Below are 19,214 nucleotides of genomic sequence, written 5' to 3'. Positions count from 1 at the left end.
TAGAATTTTGTACAAAAAATTATCATTATTTTTGACTTTAGGCACATAATTTAGTATATTTAAAATATATACTAAATTTCTATAAAGGTTGTCATTATGAAAAATAAATTAATGATCAAATTTTTAGCTCCTTTCATAATATTTCTTCTGTTGTTATTCGTTGTTATATATATTTTTTATAAGCCTTTATATAAATCTAGATTTTTAAGAGAAAAGAATCTTCAAGCATTAGAGGCAAAAACTAGAACAGAAGGATATGTTGAAGAATTAAAAAATACTATTTATGTTATGGATGCATATTTATCATCTAATCCTAATTGGGAGGAATTTGGTAATTTTATTACTAATGTTCAGAAACTTAATGAAGGTTATTTGAATGTATATTTTGGAAATAGCACTCCATATCCTCAAGGCGGGGTTTTTATGAATACTTTGGAAGTTTATCCGCGTACTTATGATCAAACTTCTAGAGATTGGTATAAAGATTCTGTAGCTACTAATAATATAATGATTAGTGATCCTTATATAGATTTTGCTGTTAATAAACTTACTATTACATTTGGAAAGGCAGTTTATACTAATGGCAGTTTAAAAGGTGTATGTGCAATAGATTTTGCTAATATAAGTACCATAACTGAAAGTTTAAAGAAAAATTTTGAAGATGAAATTTATATAGTTTCTGATAATGGTATTTTCATGACACATGATAATAAAGATTATATACTAAATGAAACTAATAATTTATTTACATATCCTATATTTGCTGATTTTAAAAATAATTTATCATCTCATATAGGGGATTTAGATATAATAGGTAATGAATGGTATTCTATTAAAAAGACAGATAATGCTCCTTGGATACTGGTGTTCAAAGGAAGTGCCGATATATTTTATTCTCAATTCAGATTTTTAATGTTAAGTTTCTTTTTATGCATATTCTTACTTATAGTGTTAGAATTTCTTTTAGTTGCTAGAATAGTAATACCGTTATCAAATAATTTATATCATGCCATTACAATAATGACATTAATGCAGGACGGAAGATTCGACAGTCAATTTGAAGAAAGAGATTTAAAAAGAAAAGATGTTTCAGGTACTTTGGCTAATTCTATTAATGATATGCAGCATATAATGTATACTATTGTTTCCGAATTAAAACAAAATATATCATTAATTAATGATTCTTCTGAAAAGATATCAAGAGGTATAGATAATTTATCAGATAGAACATCTTCTCAGGCGGCAGCTGTTGAAGAGATAACAAGTTCTATAGAAAATTTACTCACAGCTATTTCAAGTACTTCTAAAAATTCTTATGATGCTAAGAATATGAGTTCTAGGGTTACAGAATCTACACAGAATGGAGTAGCTGCTGTTAATGAAATATCCCATAATATGATTGAAATTTCAGAGTCTAGTAAAGAAATATCAAATATTACAAAATTAATACAATCAATAGCTTTTCAAACTAATATATTAGCATTAAATGCGGCAGTTGAAGCTGCACGTGCTGGTGATCAAGGAAGAGGATTTGCTGTTGTTGCTTCAGAAATAAGAAGTTTAGCACAAAATGTTAATGAAGCTGCTGGAAATATTACAAGCATTATAGAAAATACTGTTTCTAAAATAGAGATTGGAGATGAGTCTGTAAGAAAATCTTTGGATATACTTGTAGAAATAGAAAATTCTGCTAAAGAAGTTGCTGATATATTGATTCATATATATGAGGCTACATCTGAAGAAGAGGAAAGTGTTAAACAAATCAATACTGCTATGAATGAGTTAAATAAAATTACTCAGGAAAATGCTGAATTAGTTAATGATAGTTCATTACTTGGAAAAGATGTTGTTAATGGAACAACTAATTTGACATCTGAATTAGAGTATTTCAAATTGGATAAAAATTTTAAATAAATAAAATAAAAAAGAGTATGCTTTTACATTCAGCATACTCTTTTTTATATAAACTCAATTAAAAATATAACAATTTAATTAATTAGTGATGAGCCTATAATTTATTGATTAATTATATTTTTAAACCTTTTATTATTTCGCAAACTTTATCTACTTTATCCATACTTATATCTCTATGAGTTACAAATCTTATTTTATAATCTCCGAAAGAACTTGCTTTAATACCTTTTTCTGAAAGTTTTGATAATATTTCTGTTGATAATTTTTTAGTATCGGCTATAACTATATTAGTTTCTACATTTTCTAAATTAAGAGTTCCTATTCCTGATTCAAGTATTGCATTTGCTATTTTTTTTGCTTTTTGATGATCTTCTTCTAATGAAGGTATATTATTTTCTAAAGCATATATTCCGGCAGCAGCCATAAGTCCTATTTGTCTCATTCCTCCGCCTATTAATTTTCTTATTCTAAATGCTTCGTCAATGAAATCTTTATTAGAACATATCATAGCACCCATCGGAGCACCCAAGCCTTTAGATAAACAGAAAGTTATTGAATCAGTATTTGAAGCTATTTCTTTAACAGATACTTTACTAGCTATAGATGCATTAAAAACTCTTGCACCATCCATATGAAGATGAACATTTTTTGATTTAGTGAAGTCATGTAATTCTTTCAATACTTCTATAGGATAAACAGAACCGCCATGTCTGTTATGAGTATTTTCTACTTCCACTATATTAACAGATGACATATAATAAGGCTGTTCATTTAAATAATTTTTTATAATATCTTTAGTTAATATTCCTCTTTCAGCTTTTACAGGAAATGGTATTATTCCTGCCAAAGATGAAACTCCTCCAAGTTCATAATGTATTATATGGGATTCTTCTTCTAAAAGAACTTGTCTAGTTTTTTTTCCTAATATCATCATAGGTATTAAATTACCCATAGTACCGCTTGAAACGAATATCGCTTTTTCTTTTCCAGTAATTTCAGCTGCCATTTCTTGTAATTTATTTGCGGTTGTATCTTCCATGTATACATCATCACCGCATTCAGCATTATATATTGCCTTACGCATTTCATCGCTTGGTTTTGTAATGGTATCACTTCTTAAATCATAAATTTTCATTTTTAATTGCTCCGTATATTAAAAATATATTTTTAATGCAATAATTTTAATTCTTTTTTTATAAATTACAACTATTAAAAAATAATTGAAATAATTTATAATTCTGTCTATAATAATTCAATATTTTATATTAAGGATAATAATCTATGATAAAGAGATATACTAGAAAAGAGATGGGCGAACTTTGGAGCTTGCAAAATGAGTTTCAGGTTATGCTTGATGTTGAGATTGCTGCTTGTGAGGCTATGGCTGAAATAGGAGAGATTCCTGCAGAGGCAGTAAAGAATATTAAAGAAAAAGCAACTTTCACAGTAGAGAGAATTGCTGAAATAGAAAAAGAAACTAATCATGATATTATATCATTTGTAACTGCTGTTCAGGAAAATGTAGGCGAGGGCGGACAATATATACATAAAGGCTTAACTTCAAGCGATGTAAAAGATACTGCATTAGCTGTTATGATGAAAAGATCTGCTGAAATTATATTGGATGATTTAAAAAGATTATCAGAAGTATTATTAAGAAGAGCTAAAGAACATAAATATACTCCTTGTATAGGACGTACTCATGGTATACATGCAGAGCCTATGACATTAGGACTTAAATTTATTTTATGGTATGATGAGAACGAAAGAAATATTAAAAGGGTAGAGGAGGCTAAAAAACAGGTTTCGGTTGGTAAGCTTTCCGGTGCCGTTGGTACTTACAGTAATATTGATCCTAGAATAGAAGAAATAGTTTGTAAAAAATTAGGTATAGAAGCTGATAAAGTTTCTACTCAAATAATACAAAGAGACAGACATGCACAGTATCTTACTACTTTAGCAATAGTTGCTAGTTCATTAGAGAAATTTGCTACAGAGATTAGAAACCTTCAAAGAACAGATATAAGAGAAGCAGAAGAATATTTCAGTGAAAAGCAAAAAGGTTCATCTGCTATGCCTCATAAAAGAAACCCTATCACTTGCGAAAGAATATCAGGTTTAGCAAGAATAGTAAGAGGTAATGCATTAGCTTCTATGGAAGACATTACGCTTTGGCATGAAAGAGATATAAGCCATTCATCAGTAGAGAGAGTTATACTTCCAGATTCTACAATTGCAGTTGATTATGCTATTAACAAATTCATTGATATAGTAGATAAGCTTTTAATTTATCCTGAAGCTATGAAAGCTAATATTGAAAAGACAGGCGGTTTAATTTTCAGCCAAAGAATTTTGATAAGCTTAGTTAATAAAGGCATTGACAGAGATAATGCTTACAGATGGGTACAAAGAAATGCAATGAAAAGATGGCTCAATAACGAAGACTTTAGAGAGAATGTTCACAAAGATGAGGATATTACAAAATATTTAAGCTCTCAGGAAATTGATGACTGCTTTGACTATGCATACTATCTAAGAAATATTGATGTTATAATGAAAAGATTTGGAATATAATTTAATTAAATAAAATAAAAGAATGATAATTGATTATAGAATAATTAGTTATCATTCTTTTTTATTGCATAAATTTTAATTATTAGACTTGTTTCAAAACTTATTTATAAAATTAGTTATATAATTATTAGTATAATCAGTGTATAACTAAACAACTATATTTTGTCAATTTTTATATTTTGTAAATGTATTATCAACTTTTTTGTCGCACAAAAAAGTTGCAAAAAACGCAAGTGCTAAAACCTTATATTATTACAATATATATTAAATGTATGGTAATACCTAAAATTTAGGTTAAAAATGCAGTCTTTCGCGAAGCGTATCCGAGCCTGTCGAGGATATAGGTTCTTTGTGTCAACAAAAGAACTGGGGGTCGGGGGCTAGCCCCCGAAAATAATAGCAATATAAAAACTAATTTTGACAAAGTTAAAAATTTTTAGTATATATCATACATTTAATAAACATCATTAAAATATAAAGTTCTAGTAATTGCGTTTTCCAAAGCATGACGACAAAGTCAACCTGTGGTGTCGGCAGCAACTTTGGCGAAGCTTGCAGAGAATGTGCAGCAAAAAAGTTGATAATTCTACATAAAGTGAATCAGTTGACAAACTTAAAAAATTATTTATAAATAAGTTTTGAAACAAGTCTATTTTATAATAAAGCTAGTAAATAAATTCTAGTTAATTATAATTTTATTTTGCACTTTTGTTTTTATTATATTTTTTATTCAAAACTCTTGAGAAACAATCTAAATTATAATCAGCAAAATCCTGTTTATCTTTCATATGATAAGCAAGCCCTGCAACCATAGCAGCATTATCTGTTGTGTATTTTAAAGCAGGCAGATAACATTCAAAGTCTTTAGAGTTTCCAAATCTCTCTCTCAAATAACTATTGCATGCCACTCCTCCGGATAATGTAACTCTTTTAATACCGCTTTTTTCAGCATATTTCAAAGTTTTAATATATAAAGGCTCTATTGCACTTATTTGAAATGCAGCAGCTATATTTTCATTAGTTGCTTCATATCCTTCTTTAAGATATTTTTTTGTAGAATAAACGCATGCAGTTTTAAGTCCGCTGTATGAGAAGTTAAATTCATCTATGCCGTTTAATAATACAATAGGATACTTTATTGCTTCTTTGTTTCCTTCTTTAGCTAATCTATCTATTATAGGACCGCCAGGATATCCTAGATTTAAAAACTTTGAAACTTTATCATAAGCTTCGCCCACAGCATCATCTAAAGTAGTGCCTACAACTTTATACTCACCGTAATCATGCACTTCTGTTATTATAGTATGTCCTCCAGATACAACCAATGCTATATAAGGAAACTCTATATCATTTGTAAGATGAGGCGAATAAATATGTGCGGCTATATGATCCAAAGCTAATAACGGCTTGTTTAAAGAAAATGCCAATGATTTTGCACTTGCCACTCCAACAAGCAAAGAGCCTAAGAGTCCTGGTCTGTTGGTAACTGCAAATAAATCTATATCATCTAAAGTGGTATTTGCATCTTTTAATGCTTTATCTATTACATAGAGTATTGCTTCCAAATGTTTTCTTGCAGCAATTTCAGGAACTACTCCTTGAAATTCTTTATGTGCATCTATTGATGAGCTTAATACTGAAGAAAGTACATTTTTTCCGTCCTCAACTATAGCAGCAGAAGTATCGTCGCATGAAGTGTCTATACCTAATATTTTCATTTTATCTCCAATATCAATTTATTCTATTTTATGTTAAAATTATTACGAAAATGTTTCTATAATATATATTTTTTTATATTATTTGTAAATAGTTTATTTTGATTAATTTATAAAACATGTATAGAGAGTAAAGCATGAAAGATAATAATAAAATTTTTGATTATATGACTGAAGATGATAATATTAAAAGAGTAAAAATATTTCATTCTATAAGAGGAAATGCTCAGAACTTTGGAGAAATGCCTCCTATTGATTTGGAAATAGATTTAGATAAAGAATATAAAGAATACAAAAATGAAAAAGAAAATAAAATAGATAATGTTATAAAGAAATTAAAAAATATTATATTATCAAAGTTTAAAGAAAAAAATATAACTAAAGATTATCCAATAGTGCTTTATGCAATAGCTCCTAACAGCATACTTGTTTCTATTGCTTATATATTAGAGAAATACGGATATAATTTTGTTTTTCTCCCAAAGCCAAAAGATTCATTAAAGATATAGAGATAGATGAGCCTGAATTAAAGAGTTTTGTAGAAAGCAAATCAAATGTTATGAGAATAGATAATATTAATCACCCAATAGGGATAATATTATCAGGACAATCAAATATTAATGATATAGAACAAGTTTATAAAGATGATAAAAATCTTATTCTTAATAAAGGATTCGATTATTCATACAGCAATATCATCACAATAACACATCAAGTTATATTAGAAGAGTATTCTCATAAAAGTTTGGTAAATAAAAGATGTTATTATTTATTTACTAAAAAGATAGATGAGATTTTTGATGATATAGTAAAATATAGAAATTTAGAAGAAGTTCATATATTAAGTTCAATACCTGCTAATGGACTTTTATATGTAGGACAAAAAATGGCTGATTATAAATATGATTATTTAACATTTTATATATATAATTACAACAGCGATAATAACAGATATGAACTCGGTGCAATACTTAATAGCAATTTACTAGAGTATTAAATAATATTAATAATTTTTTAATTACATTTTGTATTAATGTGAGCGAACTCATTTTTTAATTGTATATGCCTAAACAACTATATTTTATCAATTTTTTTATTCAACTTTTTCCCGCCGCAAAAAGTTGCAAAAAGTGCAAGTATAAAATTAGTGTTAAATCATACTAAAATTGTATTACATGTAAAATAATTTATTAAATTTAAGCTCAATATAGCCTTTCGTGAAGCGTATCCGAGCTTGTCGAGGATATAAGCTTCTTTGTGTCAACAAAAGAAGTGGGTGGCTGCACTCTGTGTACTTCGTAAGGGCAAAGCCATGCAAATATTTTAAATTAGAAAAAATTATTTTGACAAAATATAATTGTTTAGGTATATACTATAAAACTATAAATATTCAATCAGTTTTTATAATTTATTTTAATAAGTTTCAAATCCGCTGATATCATGAATAGAGAAGGCAACAGTATCAATGTCAAAAGGGCAGCGAATAAAAGCCCATAAGCCATAGCCATAACCATAGGTACTATCAAATCAGCACTTCCGCCTATACCATAAACAGTTGGAAGAAGTCCGAATATTGTAGTAACTGTTGTTAGAAATATTGCTCTGAATCTGTCGCCTGCACCTTCTACTACCGCATTAAGTACATCTTCTTTTGCATGTATGTTTCCTTGTTCAAGTATTCTGTTTATCAAGTCCACCATTATAATACCATTATTTACAACTACACCTGCAAGCCCAACTATACCAACAGCACCAACAAATGACATAGGCATTCTATGTGCTGCAAATCCAAGTATAACTCCTATTATTCCAAATGGTATTATACCCAAAATCATGAAAGGCTGAACAAATTTATTAAATTGAAGAAGAAGTATTACATATATTGCAATTATAGCAACAACATATCCCCAAGCAATACCTATTATAGAGCCTCTAGTTTCTTTTACCTCTCCTGCAAACTCTACACTTATATTAGGGTATTCTTTTGATATAGAATTAAAATAATCCTGCATTGCATAAGTTACTTGTATGGCAGTATTTTTTCCCTGTTCAATATCCGCTGTCATCGTTATAGATTTTTTACCGTTATAATGTCTTATGCTTGATTGATTGTTTGTAATATATATATGTGCTATATCTTTTAATTGTATAAGTCTGTTATATGTATTTGGTATGTAAAGATTATTAAGTACATTTGTATCATAAGTATATTTTTTATCTAATCTTACTCTGAAGTCTAATTTATTTTCAAACTGCTGAATTGAAGTAGCGACTATTCCAGCATAAGCCGCTCTCAATTCTCTTGCAGCATAAGCAACATTAACACCTAGTTCTCCCATTCTGTCATAATCAAATATTATTCTTAATTCTTCCTGTCCGATTTTATCATCATCATCGTAGTTTATTATTCCATTTAAACTTAAAAGATGCTCTTTCATTTTATCTTTTACTTCTTTAACTATAGCAGTATCATTGCCTATTATTTTTATATCAACTGCTTTACCAGGGTTTATTGGAAGTTTAGTATTTACTGTGATTAATGCCAATTCTTTTTTTATGCCGCTTTTTTCTATAGCTAGATTTAAATCATCTGCTATATCATAAGCTATTTTTTTCCTGTTATTGGCAGGAACTAAATATATCATAATACCGGCAAGATTATCCATTTCTTCGGACACTTCCACAGTGTTTTTATCTAATTGCTTTCCTAATAGGCTGTATACTGCTATTATATCATTAGTGTTTACAGTTTCATAAATAATATTTTCTACCTGCTGAAGATATTTTTCTGTTTTATATAAAGAACTTCCAACTCCTGTATCCATATTAACAACTATAACATCAGCACTAGTATCATAAACTAAAGTAAATTTTGCAAATATTACTTTTGCTATTGCTAAAGTGATGAGTAACGTAACTACAAAAAATATTAATACAATATATCTAAATTTTAATGTAAATCTTAAAAATTTAATAAAAGGTATTTTTAATTTATCGAATAATTTATCTTTGTCGAAATCAAGAGGATTTTTGAAATTAAATCTTTTTCTTTTATGCTCTCCTGTAAGTTCTTCTTTAGTAATTAAGTTATTAGGCAAAAGAAGTACTGCCTGAAATATACTTACAATCAAAGCTACTATTACAACTCTAGGATATTGATTGATTAATCTTCCCATAGTTCCAGTAACAAATATTATAGGTGCAAAAGATGCAACGGTTGTGAGAGTAGAAACAAGCATAGGCATAAACACTTCGCCTACAGCACTTTTTGTGGCATCAAGTCCTTTTATTCCCCTTTGATGATAATTAAAAATGTTTTCTGAAACTACTATTGAGTTATCAACTATCATACCTAAAACCGTTATAATACCGCCTAAAGAAATTATATTGAAAGTTATTCCAGAGTATGTCATATAAATAAGAGAAACGGAAATAACTATAAGCATTCCAAGCGAAGTAAATATTGCACTTTTGAAATCTAAAAATATTATAAGTATTACAAATATGATTATGAATCCTGTTATAATATTTGAAGAAACGGCATTAAGCAAATCATTAATTGTTCTTGAGTTATCAGCCATAGGTACTATTTCTATATTATTAGGTATAGATGCTTTGTTATTATCAAAATATTTATTAACATTGTCTATAGTTTTTAATATATCAGCATCTTCTTTTTTTATAATGTTTATTGAATATCCATGCTGACTATTAACTCTCATATATACGCTTTTATCAACAAATAATTCTTCAACTCTTGCCACATCTCCGATTCTTATTGGCTGACCATTGAATATAGAACGTATAATAACATTTGTAATAGACAATGGATCTTGAAATTGTCCTGTAGTTACAAGAAGTTTATTTTTTTCTTCTAAATCAGCATTTTCATCAGGCTTCATACTTCCGCTTGTAGACCGTATATTTCTTAAAGACAATGCCTGTACTATTTCTGTTAATGAAGTATAGTACTCATTTAATTTATTAGGATCTGCTAGTATTTGAATTTCAGGATCTGTTCTTCCATATACTTCAATATTTGCAACTCCATCTACATATTTTAATTCTTTTTCAAATTTTTTGGATATATCATAAAGTTCTTTTTCACTTCCTTCCATTCCTTTTTTGAATCTTATACCTAAATTGTATATAGGAAGTCTGTTTGCATTAGCTTCAAAAATCTTTATTTCTGAAACATCTTTCGATACATTAGGAGCATTTTGAAGACGTCTAAATATTTCATCTTTTACAGGTCTTGAGTCTTTAAGATTCATATCTATTCTTATAGTAAGTATTCCGGCGTTTTCTATTATTATAGAATAAAACTCATCAATACCTGCTATAGTTTGCAGTTCATCTTCTAATGGAATCATTGCATATTGCTCAACGTCTTCCGGAGAAGCACCCGGATATATAACCTGAACTATCATAACATCGAAGTTAGTTGATGGAAAAGCTTCTTTCTTTATATTAAGATAAGAGTATATTCCGACAGCTAAAGTAACCAAAATAATAACATTAACTAATAATCTGTTTTTTGCAAATAGTTCTATTATTTTATCCATATTCAATTCCAATAAAAAATATTAATTATTAAGCAGTACTAGAGAATTATAATCCATAACAGTAGTTATTATTAAATACTGCAAATTAAGAAGTTCTGCTCTTGCCTGTGCTAAATCAAGCCTTGCATTTATTATTTCATCTATAGGGAGTCGTCCTTGTCTGAATTTGGCATTTTGTGTATTTATTCTTGATACTATTGTATTAACTTCTAATTTTTTATTTTCTAGCATTTTTTTGTATGTTTCAAACTCATCATAATAAGTACCTATCTGCACATCGAAATCTCTATTAACTCTATCAAAATCAGCAGTAACAGCATTCAAAGCTGCATAAGCATCTTCCATTTTTGCTTTAGCATCTCTTCCGCCTATAGGGTAGGAGAACATAAGACCTACAAAATAATCAACATTTGTCATAGTAGAAAAAGACTTAAAATATCCGCTGTCGTCTAAACTTGATAATGATACACTTCCTACTATAGATAAATCAGGCAATGCATTATTCTTCATTACTGAAATAGCATATTCACTTCTTAATTTTAATTGATAGGCCATTTGTCCTTGAGCACTTTCTAAAAATGGTACTATATCTATTTTGGAATTTATAGAAGTTTCTAATGTTTGATTCCAATCATCTTCATTAGGCTGTATATTTTCTTCAGGTATAAAGAATTGAATATTTCTCATAACTTTTTTCAGCATTAATTCTGATTTATCTCTTGCTTCTATATATTTTAATGTTTGTCTTTTTGCATTTTGATATGAATCATTATCTATAACACCGCTTGTATATCTTCTGTATACTTGATTTTCAAAACTTCTTGCTTCTCTTATCATTTCATTATATAAAGCTATTAATTTTCTAGCCATTATCCATTGATAATAAATTTTCTGATAGGATGTTAATACGCTGTTATCATCTATTATTCTTTTTAATTTTGCTATAGTAAGCTGATATTCTGCATCCTTTATAGGGTATCTGTCTAATTTACCAAAAAAATCTCTTAGTATAGGCTGTGCAATTTGTATTTTAATACTTGGATAATAATATTTAAAATTATTAGTACTTAAATTTGGAAGTTTTCCATTTATTGTACCTAGAGGCGTATCAACCGGTAATGAAATATCTCCAGTATTAAAATCGCCGAAAAAACTGTCATGCTTAATTTCTACAGACCATCTAGTTCCAGAGTAGGGTATAAGTCCGCTGAAACCTGCACCTATTCTAAAACCATTATAATTAAAATCTGATGTTGGTAAAAAACTATATTCATCAAAATGGCTTTGCTTTCCTATAGCACCAGCCTGCAAATCAAATTTAACATCTCCGGAGCTTTTTGCCTTTGTTAAATTGTTTGCCGCATTACTTTCTTGAGAAGCTGTCAATTTCATTTCTGGTATTAATAATTTTATTCTTTCCATATACTGAGTATAAGGAAGTATTATAGTATTTGTATTGTTAGTTTGTGCAAAAATAAAAAAATTAAAAAAAACTGAATGTAAAAAAATAATATATATCAATTTCCTCAACACTTTTATTCACCTAAAATAAATATTGTATCTATTCTATTATTTTTGACTTTTTTATCAAGTACAAAAAAATTACTATTGTATGATAAACTACATTTTTATTTTTTTGTAAATTAAGACTATGAAAAAGATATATTTACAAACATAATTTTTTATATTATAATCTTTAAATCAATTAAGAGGTTAATATGGCATCGAAATACGAAGAAATTTATAATAGTTTGCTGGATAAAATAAGATTTGGATACTATAAGAAGGGAGATATACTTCCAAGCGAATATGATTTGATGAAAGAATATGATGCCTCAAGGGATACTATAAGAAAGTCATTGCAGCTATTATCTAATAATGGATGCATTCAAAAACATAAAGGCAAAGGTTCTATAGTTATTAATTCCAATATATATAATTTTGAATTTGGAGGAATATTCAGTTTTAAAGAAGTTGCTTCAAAAATGTATGGTAAAAAAGTAGAAACTATAGTGCATAGATGTGAATGCATAAAACCTGATGCATTAGTAAAAAAAGCATTGAAATTAAATGATGATGATAAAGTATGGGCCATAGAGAGAATAAGAAATATAGACGGAGAAAATATTATACTTGATATAGACTTTATCAATGCATCTATTATACCGTTTATAGATGAAAATATTTTAAAAGACTCTTTATACGAGCATATAGAAAAAAATCTTCAGTTAAAAATATCATATGCTGAAAGAGAAATATCATGTGAAAAAATAAATAATAATGATAAGAAACTTTTAGATTTAAAAGATTATGATATGATAATAAATGTAGAATCTAGGACTTTTTTATCAGATACCAGAGTTTTTCAAATAACTTCAGCAAGACATAGACCGGATAAATTTAAATTCAGAGATTTTGCAAGAAGATAATTAATTTACTGCTATTATTTTTTTATCGTAAATTTACAATTTGGATAATTACTGCATCCATAAAATTGTCCGTATTTACCTTCTCTTAAAATTAATTTTCCTTTGCATCTCGGACATATACCATTGCTTATTTCTTCTTTAGTATCATTTATATTTTTTATATGTTGTGAATTTGAAATATTATTGTGATTTGATATTAGTTTATCATAAATATAATTCATTTCATCAATAGTATAATTATTTCCTTCATTAAAATTATTTAAATAATTTTTTAAATCGTATAAATTAATTACATTATTTATATTTATTTTATCAGCATTATTTTGAGTAAATACAATTAATGAATAAACATTATATTTGTTATCCAATAATCTTTTTAAATGAAATATATGAGATTTATTTTGCTTTATTGGGTTATAAAAATAGTTCTTTTTACCATGTCTTAAACATTGAGTCCATTTTTGATCTTTTTCACTTCCAAATATAAGCCCGCTGTAATTTTTAGTTTCTATACAAAATATACCATTTGATCTTATTTCTATATGATCTATTTGATGGCTTTTTCCATTATCATCAATTATTACTAAATTATTTATTTGTCTATGTTCTGCTTTACCAAAAAATAATGGATTTAAAGCATTATCTACTTCCAATTCTCCAATTTTTCCTTTAAGTGAATCACTGTAGAATATATTTCCAAGAATTTTATAAGCCAAATAATTAAATAATCCCATAATTATAATACCTCGCTATAATGTAATTATAATCTTACTATAAGTATTTATCAATAATTAAAATTAATAAAAAATCATAAAAAGATAATTGACAAACTTGTACGTATATGTTAATATGTACGTACAAGTTAATGATAATAGAAATATATAAAAGCTATGGAGGCATATTATGGGAAAATTCACTGAAGACGCCACCTTATTATTAAAATATGTTGGCGGTAAAGAAAATGTTAAAGCAATAACTCATTGTGTTACAAGAATGCGTTTTGTTTTGGTAGATACTAAAAAAGCAGATATTAAAGCTATTGAAAATTTAAAATCTACTAAAGGTACTTTTACTCAATCAGGACAATTTCAAGTTATAATAGGTAATGAAGTTTCAGAATATTATAATGAATTTGTTAAGATTTCAGGAATAGAGGGAGTAAGTAAAGATGCTGTAAAAGAATCAGCAAAAGGCAATCAAACATTCTTGCAGCGTTTAATGTCTAACATAGCCGAAATATTTTCACCACTTATTCCTGCAATTATATGCGGAGGTTTTATATTAGGTTTTAGAAGCGTAATATCGGATATAAAATTTTTTGAAGAGGGTACAAAGAGCTTAACTCAAATATCTCAGTTCTGGGCTGGAACAAATGATTTTTTATGGTTAATAGGTGAAGCAATTTTCCATTTCCTTCCTGTAGGTATCACATGGTCTATTACTAGAAAAATGGGCACTACTCAAATATTAGGTATTGTTTTAGGTATAACATTGGTTTCTCCTCAGCTTGTTAATGCTTATTTGGTTGGTACTGTTGATTCTAAATTTTATGATTTCGGAATATTTAAAATGCCTATGGTTGGTTATCAGGCACAAGTTATACCGGCTATAATGGCAGGATTTATTTTAGTTTATTTAGAGAAGTTTTGGAGGAAGATTGTACCTGAATATGTTTCTATGGTTATAATACCTTTTGCTTCATTAATACCAACAGTTATAATAGCACATGCAGTTGTCGGTCCTATAGGTTGGAAAATAGGTGAGGCTGTTTCTTATGTTGTATATACTGGCTTAACATCAAAATTTGGAGTTTTATTTGCTGGTGTATTTGGATTCTTCTATGCTCCTTTAGTAATAACAGGACTTCATCACATGTCTAATGCTATTGACTTGCAGCTTATGAGTCAGTTTGGCGGTACTATGCTATGGCCTATGATAGCTTTATCAAATATAGCTCAAGGTTCTGCAGTAGTTGCTATGTCTATACTTCAGAAAAGAAATAATAAAGCTAAACAAATAAATATACCGGCATTTATATCATGTTATTTAGGAGTTACAGAGCCTGCATTATTCGGTGTAAATTTAAAATATGGTTTTCCATTTATATGCGGTTTGATAGGTTCTTCTGTGGCTGCAATTATATCAGTTGGTTCTAAGGTTATGGCTACATCTATTGGTATTGGCGGAATACCGGGAATACTTTCAATACAGCCAAAGCATATGTTAATGTTTGCTGTTGCTATGATTTTTGCTATAGCTATACCATTAGTATTAACTCTCATAGTAGGAAAGAAAAAATTAAAACCAGAAGATTTAACTGATAATACAGAAACTGTTTCAGATAATACATCAACTGCAGAAGCGATAACTTTAGATGATGATAATTTTGTTTCACCTATGAATGGAAAACTTTATAAATTATCAGATATAGCAGACGAGGCATTTTCAAGCGGTGCTATGGGTGAAGGTTTTGCAATAGAATTAGCTGATGGTATGGTAACTTCTCCTTGCGATGGTGAAGTAATAGCTGTTTTCCCTACAAAACATGCCTATGGTATAGAAACTGCAAACGGAAATGAAATACTTATTCATATAGGTATGGATACTGTAGAGCTTAATGGAGAAGGTTTTGAATCTTTTGTAAAAGTGGGAGATAAAATAAAAAAAGGAGACAAAATAGCTAAGGTTGATTTAGAATACGTAAAAAATCATGGAAAATCTCTAGTATCTCCTGTTGTATTTACAGATGGAACTAAAATTAATTTATTAAAGGAAAATACTATAATAAAAAACGGCGAAGGAAAAATTATAGAAATAAAATAACAAAGCGGGGTAAATATTTATAGGATTTTATTATATACACGGCAGTTAAATATTATGTTAATTAGCTGCCGTTATAACTTAAAAATTTTTACTATATACATAAATAACTATAGTTTGTCAAAAAATAGTTTTTATGTTTTTATTATTTTCGGGGACTAGCCCCCGAACCCCCACTTCTTTTGTTGCCACAAAGAAGCAAAAAGGCTATATTTTAGCCTAAATTTAATGTTTTATCTTACATGTAAAACAAGATTAGTATTATTTAGTACTAATTTTATACATGCACTTTCGCCACAGGCGTACTTCGTATTGTTCTTTTTGCGGCGGGAAAAAGAACAATAAAAAAAGAACAACAAAAAAGTTGATAATACATCTGCAAAAATGTCAAAATTGACAAAATGTAGTTGTTTAGGTATAACTCAAGAATTTATTATAAATCTAATTAAAACAGGAATGAATTATGAATTTTAAAAATAAAGTTGTTTATCAAATATATCCAAAATCTTTTATGGACAGCAACAATGATGGATTTGGAGATATAAAAGGAATAATATCAAAATTAGACTATCTACAAAATTTAGGAGTAGATATTATTTGGAGTACACCTTTCTTCGTTTCTCCTCAAAAAGATAATGGATACGATGTTGCTGACTATTATAATGTTGATCCTTCTTATGGAACTATGGAAGATGTTGAAGAACTTATAAAAGAAGCCAAAAAAAGAAATATAGATATAATGTTTGATATGGTATTCAATCATACTTCCACAGAGCATGAATGGTTTAAGAAGGCTATGAATGGAGAAGAAAAATATAAAAATTATTATATATTCAAAAAGGGCAGAGTAGTTAACGGAAAAAAAGAACCTCCTACAAATTGGGTATCTAAATTCGGAGGCAACGCTTGGCAGTATGTAGAAAAATTTGATGAGTATTATTTGCATCTGTTCGATGTTAGTCAGGCCGATTTGAATTGGGATAATGAAGAAGTAAGAAAAGAAATTTTTGATATAGTTAACTTCTGGATAAAAAAAGGAGTTTATGGATTCAGATTTGATGTTATAAATCTTATATCAAAGCCTGAAGTTTTTGAAGATGATTTTGAAGGCGACGGAAGACGTTTCTATACTGATGGACACAATATACATAAATATTTAAAAGAGTTAAATAAAAATACTTTTGGAAAATATGATAATGCTATCACAGTAGGCGAGATGTCATCAACAAGCATAGAAAACTGCATTAAATATTCCGGTGAAAAAGAAAATGAACTTAGTATGGTATTTAGCTTTCATCATTTGAAAGTTGATTATAAAAATAATGATAAATGGCAGTTAATGGATTTTGATTTTCAAGAGTTAAAAAATATTTTATTCTCTTGGCAGGAAGGAATGCAGGATAATAATGCATGGTCAGCTTTATTTTGGTGCAATCATGATCAGCCTAGAATAGTATCAAGATTTGGAGATGACAAAAAATACCATAAAGAATCTGCTAAAATGCTTGCTACAGTTATGCATTGTTTGAGAGGTACTCCTTATATTTATCAAGGCGAAGAAATAGGTATGACTAATGCTTATTTTAATAATATTAATCAGTACAAAGATGTTGAGTCAATAAACTATTTCAATATACTTAAAAATAATGGTATAGAAGAAAAAGAAATATATAAAATACTTCAAAGTAGATCAAGAGATAATTCAAGAACTCCTATGCAATGGAATGACAAAGAGAATGCAGGATTTTCAAATGCTAAGCCATGGATAGAAGTGATTTCTAATTATAAAGAGATTAATTCAGAAAATAATATTAATGATGAAAACTCTATATTTAATCATTATAAAAAATTAATCAAATTAAGAAAAGATTATAAAGTTATTTCAGAAGGTAAAACTATACCTATATTAAAAGACGATCAAAATGTATTCGCTTTTATAAGAGAATATAATAATGAAAAACTTTTAGTAATAAATAATTTTTACGGTAATGAATGTACTATAAATTTAAGTAATATTGATTTTGATATAAAGAGTTCAAAATTCCTTCTTTCAAATTATGATGAGGCAGTACTTGATAATACTTTAAAGTTGAGACCTTATGAATCTATAGTGTTATATAATAATAAATAATTGCAGATTTGTCCTTCATATAAATTTTTATTATCACACCTTGCATATATTAGACTTTATATGCAAGGTTATTTTTTAATTTTAATAAAACATATATGCTATCAAGAATTAAAGCAAATAATATACAGATTAAACAAAACAACTGAAAATTATTAAATATATTAAAAGCTAGAGAATTTGCTGATTCTAATTTTGTTAATGCATTTATAAAATTAATATTAATTACATTGTATGATAATAGCCATAATGATGATGCAATAGCTGATACTATATCAATAATAATAAACAAAGTAACTGTTTTTTTATTGTATGTATTTGAAAACATTTTGATAATTTCTCTTGATATGAGCATTAAAATGAATATTAAAGGAAATAAAAAAGTATCTTTTATAATGTCTATATTAAAGAATGCAAAATATTCATTATTTATTTTTATTGAAAAAATACTTGGAGATAAAAATAAAAGCAATAAAAATATAATTGCTGCTGATATTTTAATAATTGAATTATATAAATTCCTTTTTTTATTTGAAGGCTTTGGAAGATTATCAAAATCTATTGTAATATTGGAAATATCTATATTCTTATTTGAAATAAATATGAATATTAATGTTACAAATGAAAATGCTAATAACAATGCTGTAAAAATATTACTTGCTATATTAATAAAATTTAAAGCCTCATTATTTATAAATATATTAATTATTGATGAAACTACTATTCCAAGCAATGTTGAAGATAATACAATTTTTAATACAAGTTTATAATATATATAATATGGATATCCTATCAAACATTTATTGTAATCAGTATCATATTTGTATGCAAGTTCATAAGGATTTCCAATTTCCATTAAAATATTTTTTATATCGTTTAGTTTATACTCTGAGTTTGAAAATCTTTCTTTTATTATATCATCAATAAGAGTTCTTATTTCATTTGAAACATCTTCTTTTATTTTATCGGGCATTGATTTTGTAACGGTATAAATATATCTTTCAATAATATCTTCTGCCTTTTTATTTTCTTTATTTTCAATCATATAAACTCCTATATATTAAAAAAT

13 protein-coding genes are annotated in these 19,214 nt (G+C 27.6%); 7 read left to right on the top strand and 6 right to left on the bottom strand.

Annotated features, from left to right (window positions below; translation table 11 throughout):
• Positions 1 to 96 precede the first annotated feature (96 nt).
• The gene (locus Q0K19_RS04615; RefSeq protein WP_297245801.1) at positions 97 to 1,914 is read left to right on the top strand and encodes a methyl-accepting chemotaxis protein; all 1,818 of its coding nucleotides are present in this window, start codon (positions 97 to 99) and stop codon (positions 1,912 to 1,914) included.
• A gap of 112 nt (positions 1,915 to 2,026) precedes the next feature.
• Here the strand turns inward: Q0K19_RS04615 and Q0K19_RS04610 are convergent, their stop codons facing one another.
• Positions 2,027 to 3,049, bottom strand: coding sequence for a low specificity L-threonine aldolase (locus Q0K19_RS04610; RefSeq protein WP_297245799.1), 1,023 nt, complete (start codon positions 3,047 to 3,049; stop codon positions 2,027 to 2,029).
• 146 nt (positions 3,050 to 3,195) lie between these two features.
• On the opposite strand from Q0K19_RS04610, the gene purB reads away from it, so the two are divergent.
• The gene (gene purB / locus Q0K19_RS04605; RefSeq protein WP_014488005.1) at positions 3,196 to 4,488 is read left to right on the top strand and encodes an adenylosuccinate lyase; all 1,293 of its coding nucleotides are present in this window, start codon (positions 3,196 to 3,198) and stop codon (positions 4,486 to 4,488) included.
• A 695-nt stretch (positions 4,489 to 5,183) separates the two neighbouring features.
• Here purB and tsaD read toward each other — a convergent pair.
• Positions 5,184 to 6,206, bottom strand: coding sequence for a tRNA (adenosine(37)-N6)-threonylcarbamoyltransferase complex transferase subunit TsaD (gene tsaD / locus Q0K19_RS04600; protein ID WP_297245797.1), 1,023 nt, complete (start codon positions 6,204 to 6,206; stop codon positions 5,184 to 5,186).
• A 134-nt stretch (positions 6,207 to 6,340) separates the two neighbouring features.
• Between tsaD and Q0K19_RS04595 the strand changes: the two genes are divergently transcribed.
• Complete coding sequence (locus tag Q0K19_RS04595; protein WP_297245795.1) at positions 6,341 to 6,712, top strand: SAVED domain-containing protein; 372 nt, start codon at positions 6,341 to 6,343, stop codon at positions 6,710 to 6,712.
• A gap of 50 nt (positions 6,713 to 6,762) precedes the next feature.
• Positions 6,763 to 7,200 (top strand): SAVED domain-containing protein, encoded by a 438-nt coding sequence (locus Q0K19_RS04590; RefSeq protein WP_297245793.1) that lies wholly within the window; start codon positions 6,763 to 6,765, stop codon positions 7,198 to 7,200.
• A 397-nt stretch (positions 7,201 to 7,597) separates the two neighbouring features.
• Here the strand turns inward: Q0K19_RS04590 and Q0K19_RS04585 are convergent, their stop codons facing one another.
• Positions 7,598 to 10,768 carry an efflux RND transporter permease subunit gene (locus Q0K19_RS04585; RefSeq protein WP_297245791.1) on the bottom strand — a complete coding sequence of 1,057 codons (3,171 nt, stop codon included), beginning with the start codon at positions 10,766 to 10,768 and terminating at the stop codon, positions 7,598 to 7,600.
• A 21-nt stretch (positions 10,769 to 10,789) separates the two neighbouring features.
• Complete coding sequence (locus Q0K19_RS04580) at positions 10,790 to 12,301, bottom strand: TolC family protein (protein ID WP_297245789.1); 1,512 nt, start codon at positions 12,299 to 12,301, stop codon at positions 10,790 to 10,792.
• A 185-nt stretch (positions 12,302 to 12,486) separates the two neighbouring features.
• Between Q0K19_RS04580 and treR the strand changes: the two genes are divergently transcribed.
• Entirely contained in the window at positions 12,487 to 13,197 is a 711-nt protein-coding gene (gene treR, locus Q0K19_RS04575; RefSeq protein WP_297245787.1) for a trehalose operon repressor, read from the top strand.
• A 14-nt stretch (positions 13,198 to 13,211) separates the two neighbouring features.
• On the opposite strand, the gene Q0K19_RS04570 is transcribed toward treR, so the two are convergent.
• Positions 13,212 to 13,931 (bottom strand): nuclease-related domain-containing protein, encoded by a 720-nt coding sequence (locus tag Q0K19_RS04570; RefSeq protein WP_297245785.1) that lies wholly within the window; start codon positions 13,929 to 13,931, stop codon positions 13,212 to 13,214.
• A gap of 169 nt (positions 13,932 to 14,100) precedes the next feature.
• Between Q0K19_RS04570 and treP the strand changes: the two genes are divergently transcribed.
• Positions 14,101 to 16,020 carry a PTS system trehalose-specific EIIBC component gene (gene treP / locus Q0K19_RS04565; protein ID WP_297245784.1) on the top strand — a complete coding sequence of 640 codons (1,920 nt, stop codon included), beginning with the start codon at positions 14,101 to 14,103 and terminating at the stop codon, positions 16,018 to 16,020.
• 460 nt (positions 16,021 to 16,480) lie between these two features.
• Positions 16,481 to 18,148: an alpha,alpha-phosphotrehalase gene (gene treC / locus Q0K19_RS04560; protein ID WP_297245781.1), complete on the top strand. Its 1,668-nt coding sequence runs from the start codon at positions 16,481 to 16,483 to the stop codon at positions 18,146 to 18,148.
• Positions 18,149 to 18,197: 49 nt separating this feature from the next.
• On the opposite strand, the gene Q0K19_RS04555 is transcribed toward treC, so the two are convergent.
• Complete coding sequence (locus Q0K19_RS04555) at positions 18,198 to 19,190, bottom strand: hypothetical protein (RefSeq protein ID WP_297245780.1); 993 nt, start codon at positions 19,188 to 19,190, stop codon at positions 18,198 to 18,200.
• Between the last annotated feature and the right edge of the window lie 24 nt (positions 19,191 to 19,214).

Source organism: uncultured Brachyspira sp. (assembly GCF_944393015.1).
GTDB lineage: Bacteria > Spirochaetota > Brachyspiria > Brachyspirales > Brachyspiraceae > Brachyspira.
This window is presented reverse-complemented; position numbering and strand designations above follow the sequence as displayed.

Coding starts and splice junctions, on each gene's coding strand:
- treR (WP_297245787.1), top strand. CDS start 12,487: ATGGCATCGAAATACGAAGAAATTTATAATAGTTTGCTGGATAAAATA.
- Q0K19_RS04615 (WP_297245801.1), top strand. CDS start 97: ATGAAAAATAAATTAATGATCAAATTTTTAGCTCCTTTCATAATATTT.
- tsaD (WP_297245797.1), bottom strand. CDS start 6,206: ATGAAAATATTAGGTATAGACACTTCATGCGACGATACTTCTGCTGCT.
- Q0K19_RS04585 (WP_297245791.1), bottom strand. CDS start 10,768: ATGGATAAAATAATAGAACTATTTGCAAAAAACAGATTATTAGTTAAT.
- treC (WP_297245781.1), top strand. CDS start 16,481: ATGAATTTTAAAAATAAAGTTGTTTATCAAATATATCCAAAATCTTTT.
- Q0K19_RS04595 (WP_297245795.1), top strand. CDS start 6,341: ATGAAAGATAATAATAAAATTTTTGATTATATGACTGAAGATGATAAT.
- Q0K19_RS04590 (WP_297245793.1), top strand. CDS start 6,763: ATGAGAATAGATAATATTAATCACCCAATAGGGATAATATTATCAGGA.
- treP (WP_297245784.1), top strand. CDS start 14,101: ATGGGAAAATTCACTGAAGACGCCACCTTATTATTAAAATATGTTGGC.
- Q0K19_RS04555 (WP_297245780.1), bottom strand. CDS start 19,190: ATGATTGAAAATAAAGAAAATAAAAAGGCAGAAGATATTATTGAAAGA.
- Q0K19_RS04610 (WP_297245799.1), bottom strand. CDS start 3,049: ATGAAAATTTATGATTTAAGAAGTGATACCATTACAAAACCAAGCGAT.
- Q0K19_RS04570 (WP_297245785.1), bottom strand. CDS start 13,931: ATGGGATTATTTAATTATTTGGCTTATAAAATTCTTGGAAATATATTC.
- purB (WP_014488005.1), top strand. CDS start 3,196: ATGATAAAGAGATATACTAGAAAAGAGATGGGCGAACTTTGGAGCTTG.